Origin of the sequence: Rhodanobacter sp. AS-Z3 (genome assembly GCF_029224025.1) — a bacterium.
Classification (GTDB): Bacteria; Pseudomonadota; Gammaproteobacteria; order Xanthomonadales; family Rhodanobacteraceae; genus Rhodanobacter.
Genome location: NZ_CP119392.1, coordinates 864,801 through 880,541, shown reverse-complemented (window position 1 = coordinate 880,541; position 15,741 = coordinate 864,801). Strand labels below are relative to the sequence as shown.

Below are 15,741 nucleotides of genomic sequence, written 5' to 3'. Positions count from 1 at the left end.
ATAACAACGAAGCCAGCCTTGCTGCAGTCCACGGCACTTGCATTTGAGTACTTGCGGGTTTAGTTTTTTAACGCAGCTTGCGTAGCGGCTCCCGATCGGAACCCACGCAGACTGACAGCAGGGGTAAATCGCTTGGTGCCGGTCTCGCCGGCTACGTTTGCACTTCTATGGAGGGATCACCACATGAACAAGTTGATAATCGCTTTTGCGCTGGCCGCCTTGGCCGCGCCCGCACTGCACGCGCAGGAATCGGATGCGCAAAAGGGCACTGACGCCAGCAGGCTCGATAACTCCGCGCACAACATCGACCAGAATGAAGCCCGCATGCGGGCAAACTTGTTCAACGATCTGCAACGCAACGACCATCTGACCGCCGTCAATTCCTTGGCCAACCTGACCAAGCTCCGGGTAAAGCTCGCCGAGGCGTGGCAATCACTCGGCCTATCGGCTCCAGCGGCCAAGGCGGTGGCGGCGGCTTACAACCCGAACTTCTCGTTGAACTCGAGGCGCGCCTCTTTGCAAGGCAAGACGGACGCCGAAATCGCCGCGATGATCCAGTCTTCATTGGCCAAGAAAGACTATTTGCTGGCCAATCAGACGCTCATCGATTTCCAGACCAAGAGAACTCGACTGGGAACAGACACGTCGCCGGACGGAATGCACTGATCCGTTGCATGGTGATGCGGCTGCATCAGAACCCAGGCCTGCCTGCACCTTCGATGTGGGCAGGCCTGTCTTTTAGGGCTGGGCAGTAAGCGCCGATGGCTGACAATGCCGACCCCGTCTTGACGGTGCGAAGGGCGAGATTTTTCGATCGTGCGGTACTCCGCAGCCATCAGAAGATGTGCCATGGCCATGGCTCGTACAGAGCAATCCGACGCACCCGACTCACTTGCACCGCTGGTCTGCCGGCATTACGTTTCGAAAATTGACTGGCCGCGCTGCGCGCAGGTTGCTGCACCGGCCAGACAAAAGGTGCTAAACCCGGGGGCACCGCGTCTTTCATTCCGAAATCAACAGTTCAACAAGGGGAACAACTTCATGATCCGAACGACCTCGATTTGCATCGTCGCCGCAATGGGCTTCGCCTCCCTGCATGCGCAGACCACCGAGACGCCTTCGCACTCGGCGTACGACCAGCAGCAAAACACGATGCGCAATCAGCAGAGCGTGGACCACGACTTCCGCCAACAAGATCGTCAGGCTTTCGTCAACTCGGTGGCGAATACGAACAAACTTCGCAGCAAACTCGCCGAAGCATGGCAAAGCCTGGGCATGAAGCCCGAGGCTGCCCAGGCCGTCGCGAACGCCTACAAACCGAATCTTGCCGGAAACGTTCACCACGCCGATTTGCATGGCAAGAGCGGGCAAGAGGTCGCGGCCATGCTCCAGGCTGCGCTGGCCAAGAAGGATTACATGCTGGCCAACCAGACACTCATCGACTATCAGCGCGAGCAGTTGCACATGGGAACAAACACGTCTCCGACTGGCCGTCACTGAGATCTAGCCGGCAACCAACCAGGGAAGCACGTCTTCCGCGTGTCCAGCCCTCAATCCAAGAAGCAACCCGGCGACTAAGGAGTTCATTGTGAAAAAAACGACCATCATTGCCATGCTTTGTGCGCTGGCGTGCTCTTCTGTTTATGCACAGAACACCCAGGCAACCTACGACGTTCAGCAGAACACAATGAGTACTTATCAGTCGGTGAATGACGACTTTCAACAACGCTATCGCCAAAACTACGTCAAGTCCCTGACCGACCTGACCAGGCTTCGTGACAGCCTCACCCTGGAATGGCAAAGCCTTGGCTTGTCACCGCACGCCGCCAAGGCTGTAGCTAACGCGTACAAGCCAAATCTTGTGGCAACTGCCCATCACGAACCCTTGAGCGGAAAGAGTGATCAGGAGATCGCTGCCCTGCTCCAGAACGCTTTGGCCAAGAAGGACTACATGCTGGCCAACCAGACGTTGATAGATTACGAGGGCGAACAGTTGCACATGAAATCAAATGTGCGCCGAGACGGACACCACTAAGCTGATCGCCGCATAGATTCCGGGCAAATAGGCGGTAAAACTACGCTACCCATCCATCGAGCGAGCCTTTTCGTGATGACAGGACCCGAAATTTCATCTGGACATCCGGACGTCTGTACGTCCATTTGATGCGGAATTTGGCATAAGCCGAAAAAAGTGTTGACAGCGCCAACCGAACTGCCGTAGTTTCGATCTCATGTCGCAGCGCAACAGCCACCGCAGCATCGCCAATGGAAACCGTCTTCTGACGGTTGCCGGCCTGCTGCAGGCTCGCGGCACGCTGGTTATTATCCTTGTACTCGTACTCCTTATTACCAACGGAGGTGCGGGCTGAGGGCATGTGTCCAGGTAGCTAGAAAAACCTGAAAACACCCAAAGAACCCCGCACCCGGAAACGGATGCGGGGTTTTTTTATGCCTTCGGCGACGCCCACACAGCGGAGCCATGATGAAAAACCCTGATCAGCACCACTCCCCCGCCAGCGACGACGACGTAGTCGCCGAACGCGTGCGGATCTTCGATACCAGCTTGCGCGATGGCGAACAGGCGCCCGGTTTCTCGATGGACCGGCGCGCCAAGTTGCGCATGGCGCAGCAGTTGGAAGCGCTTGGCGTGGACGTGCTTGAAGCTGGCTTTCCGCAGGCTTCGCCCGATGATTTTGCTGCAGTTGCGGAAATCGCTGCCGCGCTGAAGAACACCACCGTTTGCGGTCTTGCACGTTGCCAGGACGGCGATATCGACAGCGCCGCCCGTGCGCTGCAATCGGCCCGACATTCGCGCATCCACCTGTTCCTGTCGACCAGCCCGTTGCACCGCGAGCACAAGTTGGGCATGAGCAAGGCACAGGTGCTGGACACGGCAGTGCGCGCGATCGAGAAGGCACGTGAGCAGTGCCATGAAGTGGAATTTTCCGCCGAGGATGCGCTGCGCACGGAACCGGAGTTTCTTGCCGAAGTGTTCAGTGCCGCGGTTGCCGCCGGTGCCACCACGCTGAACGCGCCGGACACGGTCGGTTACACCACGCCGTCGGAAATCGTCGCGTTGTTCGAGTACCTGCGCCGCCATGTAGTCGGTGCGGAACGGGTGATCTTCTCCAGCCATTGCCACGACGATCTGGGCATGGCCGTGGCCAACAGTCTGGCCGCCGTGAGCGCCGGCGCACGTCAGGTGGAGTGCACCATCAACGGCATTGGCGAGCGCGCCGGCAACGCCGCGCTGGAAGAAGTCGTGATGGCGCTGAAGGTGCGCGCAGCGCACTTCGGCGTCGACACCGGCATCGACACCCGCCAGTTGTATCCCACCTCGCGCCTGCTCACCGAACTGACCGGGCAGTCGGTGCCGCGCAACAAGGCGATCGTCGGTGCCAACGCGTTCGCCCATGAATCAGGCATTCATCAGCACGGCATGCTGAAGCATCGCGGCACCTACGAAATCATGCTGCCGCAGGACGTCGGCATTGCCGCGACCAGCCTGGTGATGGGCAAACATTCTGGCCGCGCCGCGCTGCGCCAACGGCTGCAAGCGATGGGCTATACGCCGGACGATGCCGCGCTGGACGACATCTTTAGCCGCTTCAAGATCCTCGCCGACCACGGTCGCGAATTGCACGATGAAGATCTGGAAGCGTTGGCCCTGGGCCACGATCCAAACGCCAGCGGCCCGTGGCATCTGCTGCAGCTACACGCCAACTCCCATTTCGGTGGCAGCGCATCGGCGTCGGTGAAGCTGAGCCATGACGACGGTCGCCAGGCCGCCGAAGCGGCGATCGGTGACGGCCCGGTGGATGCGGTGCTGCGTGCGATCGAACGGGCTACAGGCACGCCACTGGAACTGACTCGCTTCCAGATTGACGCCATGGGTGAAGGCGCCGACGCGCTGGGCCATGCGCAGTTGAGCGCCCGCCATGCCGAACGCACATGGCGCGGTCACGGCAGCAGTACCGACATCGTCGAGGCCGCCGCGCTCGCCGCGCTGGTCATCGTCAACCGTATCGACCGCCAGTCTGCGTCGGACCCTTTGTCGACGGCTCTTACTGAACAGTGCGGCCATGGAGGGCCGCGTATTGATTCTCGCGCGCACGGACGCGCGCACAAGGGGACTACTGCATGAGCAATACACCTTTTCTCTGGCACAACGGGCAGATCAAGCCCTGGGCCGAGGCCAACGTCCACGTCAGTGCGCATGCGCTGCATTACGGTTCATCGGTATTCGAGGGCGAGCGCGTCTACGCCACGCCGAATGGACCGGCATTTTTCCGTCTGGAAGACCACACCCGTCGCCTGTTCGAATCGGCCAGCGTGTACGAGATCGAAGTCGGTTACAGCGAGGACGAGATCAACGCCGCCTGCGTGGAGTTGATCCGCGCCAACGCGATGCCGTCCGCTTATGTGCGACCGATCGTATTTCGTGGCGCCGGTGGTCTCGGCGTGCTGGCCAAGCCGGGTGCGCCCGTCGAAGTGGCACTGATCGCGCTGAACTGGGGCGCCTACCTGGGTGACGCGATGGAGCACGGGGCCGATGTCTGCGTCTCCTCGTGGAATCGCCCTGCGGCGAACACCATTCCCAGCTGGGCCAAGGCCGGCGGCAATTATCTCAACAGCCAGTTGGTTGGGCTGGAAGCACGTCGCAACGGCTACGACGAAGGCATCGCGCTGGGCCACAACGGCCTGCTGAGCGAAGGCGCGGGCGAGAACATCTTCGTGGTCAAGCGCGGCAAGTTGTTCACCCCGCCGTCGAGCGCCGGCATCCTGGCCGGCATCACCCGCGACAGCGTGATCACCCTGGCCGCCGACCTGGGCATCGCGGTGGAGGAACGTGACCTGCCGCGCGAGGCGCTGTATTCGGCGGACGAAGTGTTCATGACCGGCACCGCCGCAGAAATCACCCCGGTGCGTTCGGTGGATCGCAAGGCGATTGGCAAAGGCGCACCCGGTCCGATCACCAAGGCGTTGCAACAGGCGTTTTTCGGCTTGTTCGATGGCCGTACCGAAGACCGCTGGGGCTGGTTGGAGTTTGTTGATGCGCAAACCTGCCATCACGCTTCATCGAATGATGATTCGCGCGCTCACGGACCCGCGCAGGAAGCAATGAGGGCTTCGGCATGAGTGCAAAGACCTTGTTCGAGAAAGTCTGGGACGCCCACGTCGTCACCACCGAAACGGCTGACACACCGGCGGTGATCTATGTCGACTTGCACCTGGTGCACGAAGTCACCTCGCCACAGGCATTCAGCGAATTGCGTGAGCGTGGGCTGCAGTTGCGCCGGCCCGACCGGATGCTGGCCACACTGGATCATTCCACCCCGACCCTGCCGAAGAATGCGGACGGCAGCCATCCCTATGCGAATGCCGAAGCACAGGCACAGGTGGTGCAGCTGGAATCCAACTGCCGCGAGTTCGGTGTCGAGCTGCACGGCTGGGACAGTGCCGATCGCGGTATCGTGCATGTGATCGGCCCGGAACTGGGCGCCACGCAGCCAGGCATGACGATTGTCTGCGGCGACAGCCACACCTCGACCCACGGCGCGTTCGGTGCACTCGCGTTCGGCATCGGCACGACCGAGGTCGGCCATGTGATGGCGACCCAGTGCCTGCTGCAACGCAAGCCGAAGACCATGGCAATCCATGTGGACGGCCAATTGCCTGCGGGCATCAGCGCCAAGGATCTGATCCTGCACATCATCGGCAGCATCGGTGTCGATGGCGGCACCGGCTACGTGCTGGAGTATCGCGGCGCGGCGATCGAAGCGCTGTCGATGGACGAGCGCATGACCGTCTGCAACATGTCGATCGAAGCGGGCGCACGCGCCGGCCTGATTGCGCCGGACGACATCACGTTCGACTGGCTGAAAGATCGTCCACGCGTGCCGCAAGGCGCCGCATGGGATACCGCGGTGAAAACCTGGCGCGCGCTGCGCAGCGATGACGGCGCAAGCTATGACCGCGAAGTCCGCATCGACGCCACAGCGGTGAAGCCCACCGTCACCTACGGCACCCATCCGGGCATGGCGATCGCGATGGATGCACCGGTGCCGGCCGCTACCAACGCACAGGAGCGCCGCGCACTCGACTACATGCAGAGCCGCGCCGGCCAACCGATGCAGGGTACGCCGGTCGATGTGGTGTTCATCGGCAGCTGCACCAATTCGCGCCTGTCCGACCTGCGCGAAGCTGCGCGCGTATTGCATGGCCGGAAGATTGCCAACGGCGTTCGCATGCTGGTGGTGCCCGGTTCCGAAGCGGTGCGCCGCGATGCCGAACGCGAAGGCCTGCATCACGTGTTCACCACCGCCGGCGCCGAGTGGCGCGAGCCGGGTTGCTCGATGTGCATTGCCATGAATGGCGACCTGGCACAGCCGGGACAACTGGTCGTCAGTACCTCCAACCGCAACTTCGAAGGTCGCCAGGGCAAGGGTGCGCGCACCGTGCTGGCCAGTCCCGCCACGGCGGCTGCGTCGGCGATCGCCGGGCGTATTGCGGATCCACGCGAATACGCCGCGCATGACAACAACCGCCAGGAGCAAGTCGCATGAAGCCCGTGACCCGCCTCCATTCCCGCACCGCCGTACTGGCCGATGAAAACATCGACACCGATCGGATCATCCCGGCGCGCTTCCTCACCACCACCACCCGTGACGGGCTGGGCAAGTTGTGTTTCCACGACTGGCGCTACCAGGCTGACGGCAGCGACAACCCGGCATTCCCGTTGAATCGACCGGAAGCACACGGCTGCGCGATCCTCGTCGCCGGGCGCAACTTCGGTTGTGGCTCATCACGCGAACACGCGCCGTGGGCATTGCTCGATTACGGCATCCACGCGGTGCTGTGCAGCGAGATCGCGGACATCTTCCGCGGCAATGCGCTGAAGAACGGCCTGTTGGCGATCGTGGTCAGCGCACCCGAACACCAGTGGCTGCTCGATCACCCCGGTATCGAACTGACCATTGACGTGCGTGAGCAGTTCATCGCCCTGCCCGACGGCGGACGCATTCCGTTCCGGCTGGAAGCATTCGCGCGGCATTGCCTGCTCAACGGCGTCGATCAACTGGGCTATCTGCTGCAGCAGGCCGATCAAATTGATGCGTTCGTCCGTGAACGCGAACGTCAAGAAGCGGCCATCCATGGCCACACTTTTCAACAAAACCGGCTGCGATCAAACGGAGTAAACCCATGAAGGCGCATATCGTTACCCTGCCCGGCGATGGCGTCGGCCCCGAAGTCACCGCTGCAGCCGTTGCCGTGTTGAAAGCTGTGGCGGCGCACTATGAGCATGACTTCAGCTTCGACGAGCAGCTGATCGGCGGCATCGCGATCGATGCCACCGGCGAAGCGCTGCCCGCTGCATCACTGGGTGCCTGTCAGGCTGCCGACGCGGTATTGCTCGGCGCTGTCGGCGGGCCAAAGTGGTCCGACCCGAATGCGCCCGTGCGGCCCGAACAAGGCCTTCTGGCGCTGCGGGCGGCGCTTGGCGTCTATGCCAACCTGCGTCCACTGCAGGTGCATCCCTCGCTGGCGAATCTGTCGCCGCTGAAGAATGACCGGCTGAAGCATGTCGACGTGCTGTTCGTGCGCGAACTCACCGGCGGCGCCTATTTCGGTGCAAAGACGCGCACCGCCGACACCGCCACCGACGAATGCAAATACACCGTGGCCGAGATCGAGCGCGTCGTGCGCCGTGCGTTCGAACTGGCACGCGAACGACGCCAGCACCTCACTTCGGTCGACAAGGCGAACGTGCTGGAAACCTCGCGGCTGTGGCGCAGTACCGTCCAACGCCTCGCCGCCGACTATCCCGACGTGACCGTTGAACACCAGTTGGTCGACTCGATGGCGATGTTGTTGCTGACTCGTCCGAACCGCTACGACGTGGTGGTTACCGAGAACTTGTTTGGCGACATTCTCACCGACGAGGCCGCCGCACTGGCCGGTTCACTGGGACTGTTGCCGTCGGCTTCACTCGGCGATGGCAAGACCGGGCTGTACGAACCGATCCACGGCTCCGCACCGGATATCGCTGGCCAGGGCATCGCCAATCCGATCGGCGCGGTCCTCTCGGTCGCGCTGTTGCTGCGGCACTCGCTGGGGCTGGACGCCGAAGCCATTGCCGTGGAAGCCGCGGTCGAGAAAGTGCTGCGCCATGGTCCGCGCAGTCGCGACATCGGTGGCAACGCCGGTACTGAAGAGGTACGCGATGCCGTGCTGGCAGCGATCGAAGAGCACGCGGACAGCGCCGCCGCCTTTTTCTGCGGAGCCCGCGCATGCGGTTGAACCCGCCCGTTTTCCCCAGCGGACACACGGATGTGTTCGCCTTTTCTGTGGCCTCCTGCGCGCCAGCGGCTCGGTCGCTTCGTGGTCGCCGTGATGGCGTCGCACGTTGCTCCGCCCTGCTCACCCTCCTCGGCGTGCCGGGGGCGTTTCCTTTCTGTCATTCCAACATCCACGTACTCACACGTATCAAAACATCCATCGAAGGAGCTATCGCATGAGCAGCAACAACACCCTCGCCTCGTCCCGCATCGCCGTGCTCGGCTATGGCAGCCAGGGCCGCGCGCACGCCCTCAACCTGCGTGACTCCGGTCTCGACGTCGTGATCGGCCTGCGCCCGAACGGGCCCACCTCGCTGAAGGCTCGCGCTGACGGCTTCACCGTATTGGAGCCGGCCGACGCCGTGCGCGGCGCCGATCTGGTCGCCGTATTGACCCCGGACATGGTGCAGCCCGCGCTGTATCGCGAGGCGATCGAACCGAACATCAAGTCCGGCGCCGCCCTGCTTTTCGCGCACGGCTTCAACGTGCACTTCAAGCAGATCAATCCGCGCAGCGACATCGACGTGATTCTGGTCGCACCGAAAGGTCCGGGAGCACTTGTCCGCACCGAGTACGAGCGTGGTCGCGGCGTGCCGTGCATCTGGGCCGTGCACCAGGACGCCAGCGGCCATGCCGAGGCTAAGACCAAGGCCTATGCCGACGGTATCGGTGGCGGTCGCGCGATGATCATCAAGACCGACTTCAAGGAAGAGACCGAGACCGACTTGTTCGGTGAGCAGGCGGTGCTGTGCGGCGGCGCCAGCGAACTGGTGATCGCCGGCTTCGAAACGTTGACCGAGGCGGGCTATCAGCCGGAGATCGCCTATTACGAAGTGATGCACGAGCTGAAGTTGATCGTCGACCTGTTCTACGAGGGCGGCCTGAGCAAGATGCTGGAATTCGTCTCCGAGACCGCGCAGTACGGCGACTACGTCAGCGGGCCGCGCGTGATCGATGCCGGCGTCAAGGCCCGCATGAAGGACGTGCTCACCGACATCCAGAACGGCACGTTCGCACGCAACTGGACGGCTGAATACGCCGCCGGCCTGCCGAACTACAAGAAGTTCAAGAAGGCCGATCTCGAGCATCCGATCGAGCAGGTTGGCGCGAAATTGCGCGCGCAAATGCCATGGCTGCAGCCGGCTGCTGCCACCACCACGCCGCTGAAAAAAGCCGGCTGATGTTCATTGCGCCGCTGCCTGCGACACAGGCACCGGCGCAAGACACACTTTTGGGGAATGTATTCGTGAATGCACAAGCACTGAAAGCCGACACCACCCACGACCGGCACCCGCTTGCCGGCCAGAGCATGAGCGGCGCCGAAGTGATCGTGCAGGTACTCGCCGATGAAGGCGTGGACGTGATGTTCGGCTATTCCGGCGGCGCGATTCTGCCGGTGTATGACGCCGTTTTTCGCTACAACGCAGAACACTTGCGCGCCGATGGCAGTGAACCGATGCCACTGGTGGTGCCGGCCAACGAACAGGGTGCGGGCTTCATGGCAGCCGGCTATTCGCGTGCCTCGGGACGGGTCGGCGTGGCCGTGGTCACTTCCGGACCGGGTGCCACCAACATGGTCACTCCGGTGCGCGACTCGATGGCCGATTCGATTCCGCTGGTGGTGATCTGCGGTCAGGTCGGAACGGCAGCGATTGGTAGCGATGCGTTCCAGGAAGCGCCGGTCAGCAACATCATGGGTGCGTGTGCCAAGCACGTCTTCCTGGTGACCGATGCGACCCAGCTGGAATCCACCGTGCGTGCAGCATTCACGCTGGCGCGCAGTGGCCGCCCCGGCCCGGTGGTGGTCGACGTGCCGAAGGATGTGCAGAACACCGCGTTGAGCTGGCACGGCAGTGGCGAGTTGGCGCTGGCCGGTTACCGTGCCCGTCTGCGCGCGGTGGAACAGTCGACCCTCGCCGATGCCGACTGCGCGGCGTTTTTCGCCGCGCTGATGCAGGCAAAGCGTCCGCTGATCTATGCCGGCGGCGGCGTGATTGCCGCGACGGCAGCGGATGCGCTGCGCGCGTTCGTCGACGCGTTCGGCCTGCCGGTCACCACCACGCTGATGGGCCTGGGCGCCTTCGACAGTACCAATCCACTCGCGCTGCATCTGCTCGGCATGCACGGTACGGCGTACGCCAACTATGCCGTGGAAGATTGTGACTTCGTGCTGACGCTCGGTGCACGCTTCGATGACCGCGTGGCCGGCGTGCCGGATAAGTTTGCGCCACGCGCGAAGTACATCGCGCAGGTCGACATCGACCCGGCCGAGATCGGCAAGGTCAGGCAGGTTGACTGGCACCACGTCGGCCCGCTCACGCGCGCGCTGGAACGGCTGACCGCCTACGGCAAAGCCCACGACTTCCGTCCGCAGCTCGACTCCTGGCACGCACACGTGGCCGAACTGAAGCGCGTGCATGCGATGAACTACGACCGCGCCAGCGCGCTGGTGCAACCCTATGCGGTGATCGAGGCGATCAACCGCCATACCCAGGGCCGCGCCATCGTCAGTACCGGCGTAGGCCAGCACCAGATGTGGGCGGCACAGTACTTCGATTTTTGTTCGCCGCGCCACTGGCTCACCTCCGGCTCGATGGGCACGATGGGCTTTGGCTTGCCGGCGGCGATCGGCGCGCAGTTCGCCCATCGCGACAAGTTGGTCATCGATATCGATGGCGACGCCAGCATTCGCATGAACATCGGCGAGCTGGAAACCGTCACCACGTACGATCTTCCCCTGAAGGTTGTGGTGCTCAACAATGTCGGCGACGGCATGGTGCGGCAGTGGCAGAAGCTGTATTTCAAAGGCCGCTTCGCCTCGTCCGACAAGAGCCTGCACAAGAAGGATTTCGTGCTCGCCGCGCAAGCCGATGGTTTCCGCTGGGCACGTCGACTGGAACGAAACGAGGACCTGGAAGCCACCATCGCCGCGTTCCTCGCCTTCGAAGGACCGGCCTTCCTCGAAGTGATGATCGATCCCGATGCCGGCGTGTATCCGATGGTCGGTCCCGGTGCGAGTTACGCGCAGATGATCACCGGCGATTTCATTGCCTCGCGCACGCAGCCCGCCGCCGGCGAGGCCTCGCCATCCGACATGTTCTGAGCAACATCATCGAGGGTTCCGTCATGCATCACACCTTGTCCATCCTGTTGCAAAACGAAGCCGGCGCGCTGGTGCGCGTGGCCGGTTTGTTCGCCGCGCGCGGCTACAACATCGACACGCTGACCGTAGCGGCCACCCACGATCCGTCCGTCTCGCGGCTGACGCTTAGCCTGCAATGCGACGACGCCGCACTCCGGCAGATCCTGCAGCAGACCCGCAAGCTGGTCGATGTGGTGCAAGTGGCACATCCAGCGACGGCGCTCGCCGCGTGAATGCACTTGCGCCAGCTCGTGTCGAGGTGGGAAGCGACCTGCTGGCGCAGATCCGGGCGGCGCGCGTCTACGAGGTAGCGCACGAGTCCGCGCTGGAAGCGGCACCGTTGCTGGCTGCGCGACTCGGCCAGCAGGTACTGCTGAAACGCGAGGACCAGCAGCCGGTGTTCTCGTTCAAGCTGCGTGGTGCGTACAACCGGATGGTGCAACTGGATGCCGCGCAACGTGCACGTGGGGTCATCGCCGCCTCGGCCGGCAACCACGCACAGGGCGTGGCGCTGGCGGCGGCGAAACTGGGCATCCGCGCGACCATCGTGATGCCGGTGACGGCGCCGCAAGTGAAGATCGACGCGGTACGCCGCTTCGGCGGCGCATGGGTCGAGGTGGTGTTAGTCGGCGATTCCTATAGCGACGCGCAATTTGCCGCGGCGCGCCTGCAGGCCGACAGTGGCGCGGTGTTCGTGCATCCGTTCGACGACCCGGCAGTCATCGCCGGTCAGGGCACCATCGCACTGGAAATCCTGCGCCAGCATCCTGGCCCGTTGCAGGCGGTGTTCGTGCCGGTGGGCGGTGGCGGGCTGCTGGCCGGTGTGGCCGCCTGCATCAAGGCACTGCGGCCGGAGGTGCGGGTGATCGGCGTGCAGGCGACCGATTCGGATGCGATGACCCGTTCGCTGCATGCCGGCCGGCGCATCACGCTGGACGAGGTTGGCCTGTTCGCCGACGGCACCGCGGTGAAGCAGGTCGGCGAACTCACTTTTGCGCTATGCCAGCAGCATGTCGATGCGATGCTGCGTGTTGATGCCGACGCGATCTGCGCGGCGATCCGCGACCTTTACGACGACACCCGCAGCGTCGCCGAGCCATCCGGTGCGCTGGCACTCGCGGGGCTGAAGCAATACGTGGCTACGCGGGGGCCGGGCAGTGGCGCACTGGTGGCGATTGTCTCCGGCGCCAACATGAATTTCGATCGCCTGCGTTTTGTCGCCGAGCGCGCTGAAGTCGGCGAGCAGCGCGAGGCAGTATTTGCGGTGACGATTCCGGAGGAACGCGGCAGCTTCCGCCGCTTCTGCGCCACACTTGGCCAACGCAACATCACCGAATTCAACTACCGCATCAGCGACGCGCATGCGGCGCATATCTTTGTCGGCGTGCGGATCAACGACCGCGCCGAACGCGAGGCACTGGCTGCATCGTTCCATGCACAGGGCTTCGAGGTGCTTGACCTCACCGATGACGAACTGGCCAAGCTGCACCTGCGCCACATGATCGGTGGCCGCTCCGCGCTGGCGCGGGACGAACTGCTGTACCGCTTCGAATTCCCCGAACGTCCCGGTGCGCTCACTCATTTTCTGGGCAAGCTGCATCCGGACTGGAACATCAGCCTGTTCCACTACCGCAACCACGGCGCCGACCACGGCCGCATTCTGGTCGGCATCCAGGTGCCTGCCGCCGAGCAGCCGCTATTTCAGCGCTTTCTGTCCACGCTTGGCTATCCGCATGTGGACGAAAGCACGCACCCTGCTTATCGATTGCTGTTGCGCCACTGAGGGTGGCCAGCGATGTGGCAACGAACTGCGCTGCTGGCATGACCTAGAACAGGTCAATGCTGCCCGCTGTCACGACGTCCTCCACCAGCAGGTTGCGGGCGAGCAGCGCCTCATAGCCATGAATGCAATTCCGACCATTTTGCTTGGCGTAGTACAGCGCCTTGTCGGCGCGATCCAGCGCACCGGCGGGATAGTCCTGCTGACCTACGCTGGCGTAGCCGATGCTGACCGTGACGGTACCAACCTGGGGAAACACATAGTTGGCCATGCGCTGGCGAAAACGCTCAAGCGTCGCCTTGACCACCGTCTCATCCGAGGCATTGAACAGAATGACGAATTCTTCGCCGCCAAAACGGCACAACACATCGGAACGACGGAAGCACGCGCGCATCTGCTGGGCGAGCAGCAGGATCACTTCATCACCGTAGATGTGCCCGTAGTTGTCATTGATCCGCTTGAAGTGATCGATGTCGAGAATCGCGATCCAGACCTGCTGCCGATCCGGCGTTGCCGCATGGCGGTGTTCCACGCTCACGGTCGGCGGCAGCGGCGGCTCCGGTACCGCGGCGGCAAGTTTTTGCAGCATCCGATGCAACTGCCGATCAAGGCTGCGCCGGTTGTACAAGCCAGTGAGCTTGTCGCGCTCGCTCTCGTGGAGCAGCGCTGAATAGTTCGCGTAAACGCGGGCAAAGCCGTCAATCAGCGGACGACTCGACTGCGGCGACACGGCACTGTCCACCTGCATCGCACCGATCACCTTGTCGTCGCACAGGATCGGCACGACCAGGCGGTGCAGCCCCTGGATCAAGGCCGTCTGCGGTTCATGTTGATGCAGGCATCGATAAAGCAGTTTCAAAGCGGGATCGCTTTCATTCACGTCCATCAACTGCACGCTGTAGCCACCCGTGGGATCGGGCCTGCAGTGCACGATGGTTTCCACATAAGCGCCTTCGGCAGCCTGGCGAGCCAGCACGACATGCTGCGCGGACGTCAGCTCGGCCAGTGAAAGCACCAGGCTGCAATCCAGCGCGTCCGCCTCACGTGGCCGGGTGAGCGCCGCCATGGCATCGAACAGGCGCGCAGGCGGAATGGGGCCCGCCGTCGGGGCATCAGCCAATCCCACGTCGCCCATGCCCGCCTTCACGGCGTTGGCTGGTGCGCCAGCGTGATCCGACGTGACATCTGCATCATTATGCTGTCTGGCAACCATCGACCTCACCCACGCCGAGATTCTGCGCACCCGGCAGTTGCGCGCTGGCGACCGTCAAGGTGTGGCCGCTTCGTGACGGTTATCGGCACAAAAGTGGCCAGCTTTAAAGTATCGAGAGTACAACAAGCGTGCGTGGCCGCAGCTCACACAATCCATGCTGGCTCGGCTGCCACTGCGTCTGCGTGCGCCATGCCGCAACCCGGGGGCGCGAGCCACGCTAAACTGCGCAGATGGCACCGACTTCCCGCAAGCGAAAATCCGGAAAAGCCGCCTCGCCGTCCCCGGCGGTGCGACCACGCCCCGGCACAGCCCGGCCGACACGCAAGCCGGCCGCGCAACCAGCAGACAGCTCGACCCGCGCGACCCGGGTGCTGAAATGGCTGTTGCAGAAGCTGCCCGCAAAACAGCGCGAGAAGGCACTCGATTACCTGGTGCTGACCCGCATGGACCGGCCGATCGGTGCATTGCTGCTGCTGTGGCCGACGTGGTGGGCGCTATGGCTGGCGGCTGGCGACTTCCCTCCGTGGAAGCCGTTGATCATCTTCACCTTGGGCGTCTTCGTGATGCGTGCGGCAGGTTGCGCGATCAATGACTATGCCGACCGCAAGCTTGATCCGCTGGTGGCACGCACGGCGGGCCGACCGATCGCCAGCGGACGGGTGACACCGAACGAGGCCTTGATCGTGTTTGGCGCCCTGCTCGCCGTGGCGGTCGTACTGGTGTTGTTCACCAACAAGCTGACCATCGAGCTATCGTTCGCCGGCGCGGCGCTGGCCGCGCTGTATCCGTTCACCAAGCGTTTCACCTACATGCCGCAAGTGGTGCTGGGCGCGGCGTTTGGCTGGTCGATTCCGATGGCATTCGCTGCGGTAACGAACACGGTGCCGCCGCTGGGCTGGCTGCTGTTCATCGGCAATATCCTGTGGTCGGTGATCTACGACACGGAATACGCCATGGTGGATCGCGAGGACGATCTCAAGGCCGGGGCGAAATCCACCGCGATCCTGTTCGGCGATGCCGACCTGCCGATTCTTGGCGTATTGATGGGCACCTTCCTGCTGACCATGGTCTTTGTCGGCCAGCGCGCGGCACTGGGCTGGCCGTATTGGCTGGGCTTGCTGGCGGCTGCCGGCCTGTTCGGCTACCAGCACTGGCTGATCCGCGACCGCATCCGTGAAGCCTGTCTCGCCGCATTCCGCCACAACAACTGGCTCGGCCTGACGGTGTGGATTGGCATCGTGTTGGCACTGGCGGTGCGCTGATAGCA

At 63.1% G+C, this 15,741-nt stretch carries 15 protein-coding genes; 13 read left to right on the top strand and 2 right to left on the bottom strand.

Features of this window, described 5'->3' with window-relative positions; all coding sequences use genetic code 11:
- Positions 1–183: 183 nt before the first annotated feature.
- From PY254_RS03725 to PY254_RS03715, 3 genes are all read left to right on the top strand, one after another.
- Positions 184–666 (top strand): hypothetical protein, encoded by a 483-nt coding sequence (locus PY254_RS03725; RefSeq protein WP_281014134.1) that lies wholly within the window; start codon positions 184–186, stop codon positions 664–666.
- Between the two features lie 183 nt (positions 667–849).
- Positions 850–1,500 carry a hypothetical protein gene (locus PY254_RS03720; protein ID WP_281014133.1) on the top strand — a complete coding sequence of 217 codons (651 nt, stop codon included), beginning with the start codon at positions 850–852 and terminating at the stop codon, positions 1,498–1,500.
- A gap of 88 nt (positions 1,501–1,588) precedes the next feature.
- Complete coding sequence (locus tag PY254_RS03715) at positions 1,589–2,035, top strand: hypothetical protein (RefSeq protein WP_281014132.1); 447 nt, start codon at positions 1,589–1,591, stop codon at positions 2,033–2,035.
- A gap of 40 nt (positions 2,036–2,075) precedes the next feature.
- On the opposite strand, the gene PY254_RS03710 is transcribed toward PY254_RS03715, so the two are convergent.
- Positions 2,076–2,375: a hypothetical protein gene (locus PY254_RS03710; protein WP_281014131.1), complete on the bottom strand. Its 300-nt coding sequence runs from the start codon at positions 2,373–2,375 to the stop codon at positions 2,076–2,078.
- 104 nt (positions 2,376–2,479) lie between these two features.
- Between PY254_RS03710 and PY254_RS03705 the strand changes: the two genes are divergently transcribed.
- The 9 genes from PY254_RS03705 to ilvA all read left to right on the top strand — a co-directional run bounded on the left by PY254_RS03705 (position 2,480) and on the right by ilvA (position 13,264).
- Positions 2,480–4,144: a 2-isopropylmalate synthase gene (locus tag PY254_RS03705; protein ID WP_281014130.1), complete on the top strand. Its 1,665-nt coding sequence runs from the start codon at positions 2,480–2,482 to the stop codon at positions 4,142–4,144.
- Positions 4,141–5,139, top strand: coding sequence for a branched-chain amino acid transaminase (locus PY254_RS03700; RefSeq protein ID WP_281014129.1), 999 nt, complete (start codon positions 4,141–4,143; stop codon positions 5,137–5,139). The genes PY254_RS03705 and PY254_RS03700 overlap by 4 nt, the downstream gene beginning before the upstream one ends.
- A complete protein-coding gene (gene leuC / locus PY254_RS03695; RefSeq protein ID WP_281014128.1) occupies positions 5,136–6,566 on the top strand; it encodes a 3-isopropylmalate dehydratase large subunit in 1,431 nt (476 codons plus the stop codon). Before PY254_RS03700 ends, leuC begins: the two co-directional genes overlap by 4 nt.
- Entirely contained in the window at positions 6,563–7,207 is a 645-nt protein-coding gene (gene leuD, locus PY254_RS03690; protein ID WP_281014127.1) for a 3-isopropylmalate dehydratase small subunit, read from the top strand. The genes leuC and leuD overlap by 4 nt, the downstream gene beginning before the upstream one ends.
- Positions 7,204–8,301 (top strand): 3-isopropylmalate dehydrogenase, encoded by a 1,098-nt coding sequence (gene leuB / locus PY254_RS03685; RefSeq protein ID WP_281014126.1) that lies wholly within the window; start codon positions 7,204–7,206, stop codon positions 8,299–8,301. Before leuD ends, leuB begins: the two co-directional genes overlap by 4 nt.
- A 214-nt stretch (positions 8,302–8,515) precedes the next feature.
- Positions 8,516–9,520: a ketol-acid reductoisomerase gene (ilvC, locus tag PY254_RS03680; protein ID WP_281014125.1), complete on the top strand. Its 1,005-nt coding sequence runs from the start codon at positions 8,516–8,518 to the stop codon at positions 9,518–9,520.
- 65 nt (positions 9,521–9,585) lie between these two features.
- Positions 9,586–11,442, top strand: coding sequence for a biosynthetic-type acetolactate synthase large subunit (ilvB, locus tag PY254_RS03675; protein WP_281014124.1), 1,857 nt, complete (start codon positions 9,586–9,588; stop codon positions 11,440–11,442).
- A gap of 23 nt (positions 11,443–11,465) precedes the next feature.
- Positions 11,466–11,714, top strand: coding sequence for an acetolactate synthase small subunit (gene ilvN / locus PY254_RS03670; protein WP_281014123.1), 249 nt, complete (start codon positions 11,466–11,468; stop codon positions 11,712–11,714).
- Positions 11,711–13,264: a threonine ammonia-lyase, biosynthetic gene (gene ilvA, locus PY254_RS03665; RefSeq protein WP_281014122.1), complete on the top strand. Its 1,554-nt coding sequence runs from the start codon at positions 11,711–11,713 to the stop codon at positions 13,262–13,264. The genes ilvN and ilvA overlap by 4 nt, the downstream gene beginning before the upstream one ends.
- Positions 13,265–13,307: 43 nt before the next feature.
- Here ilvA and PY254_RS03660 read toward each other — a convergent pair whose 3' ends face one another.
- On the bottom strand, positions 13,308–14,396 hold the full coding sequence (locus PY254_RS03660) for a GGDEF domain-containing protein (protein WP_281014121.1): 1,089 nt from the start codon (positions 14,394–14,396) through the stop codon (positions 13,308–13,310).
- Between the two features lie 446 nt (positions 14,397–14,842).
- On the opposite strand from PY254_RS03660, the gene ubiA reads away from it, so the two are divergent.
- Positions 14,843–15,736, top strand: coding sequence for a 4-hydroxybenzoate octaprenyltransferase (gene ubiA, locus PY254_RS03655; RefSeq protein ID WP_281015147.1), 894 nt, complete (start codon positions 14,843–14,845; stop codon positions 15,734–15,736).
- Positions 15,737–15,741: the final 5 nt, after the last annotated feature.

What these genes read in the sequence shown, in the direction of transcription:
- PY254_RS03720 (WP_281014133.1), top strand. Translation starts at nt 850, where the DNA reads ATGGCCATGGCTCGTACAGAGCAATCCGACGCACCCGACTCACTTGCA.
- leuD (WP_281014127.1), top strand. Translation starts at nt 6,563, where the DNA reads ATGAAGCCCGTGACCCGCCTCCATTCCCGCACCGCCGTACTGGCCGAT.
- PY254_RS03705 (WP_281014130.1), top strand. Translation starts at nt 2,480, where the DNA reads ATGATGAAAAACCCTGATCAGCACCACTCCCCCGCCAGCGACGACGAC.
- ilvN (WP_281014123.1), top strand. Translation starts at nt 11,466, where the DNA reads ATGCATCACACCTTGTCCATCCTGTTGCAAAACGAAGCCGGCGCGCTG.
- PY254_RS03725 (WP_281014134.1), top strand. Translation starts at nt 184, where the DNA reads ATGAACAAGTTGATAATCGCTTTTGCGCTGGCCGCCTTGGCCGCGCCC.
- leuB (WP_281014126.1), top strand. Translation starts at nt 7,204, where the DNA reads ATGAAGGCGCATATCGTTACCCTGCCCGGCGATGGCGTCGGCCCCGAA.
- PY254_RS03710 (WP_281014131.1), bottom strand. Translation starts at nt 2,375, where the DNA reads ATGCCCTCAGCCCGCACCTCCGTTGGTAATAAGGAGTACGAGTACAAG.
- leuC (WP_281014128.1), top strand. Translation starts at nt 5,136, where the DNA reads ATGAGTGCAAAGACCTTGTTCGAGAAAGTCTGGGACGCCCACGTCGTC.
- ilvC (WP_281014125.1), top strand. Translation starts at nt 8,516, where the DNA reads ATGAGCAGCAACAACACCCTCGCCTCGTCCCGCATCGCCGTGCTCGGC.
- PY254_RS03700 (WP_281014129.1), top strand. Translation starts at nt 4,141, where the DNA reads ATGAGCAATACACCTTTTCTCTGGCACAACGGGCAGATCAAGCCCTGG.
- PY254_RS03660 (WP_281014121.1), bottom strand. Translation starts at nt 14,396, where the DNA reads ATGGGCGACGTGGGATTGGCTGATGCCCCGACGGCGGGCCCCATTCCG.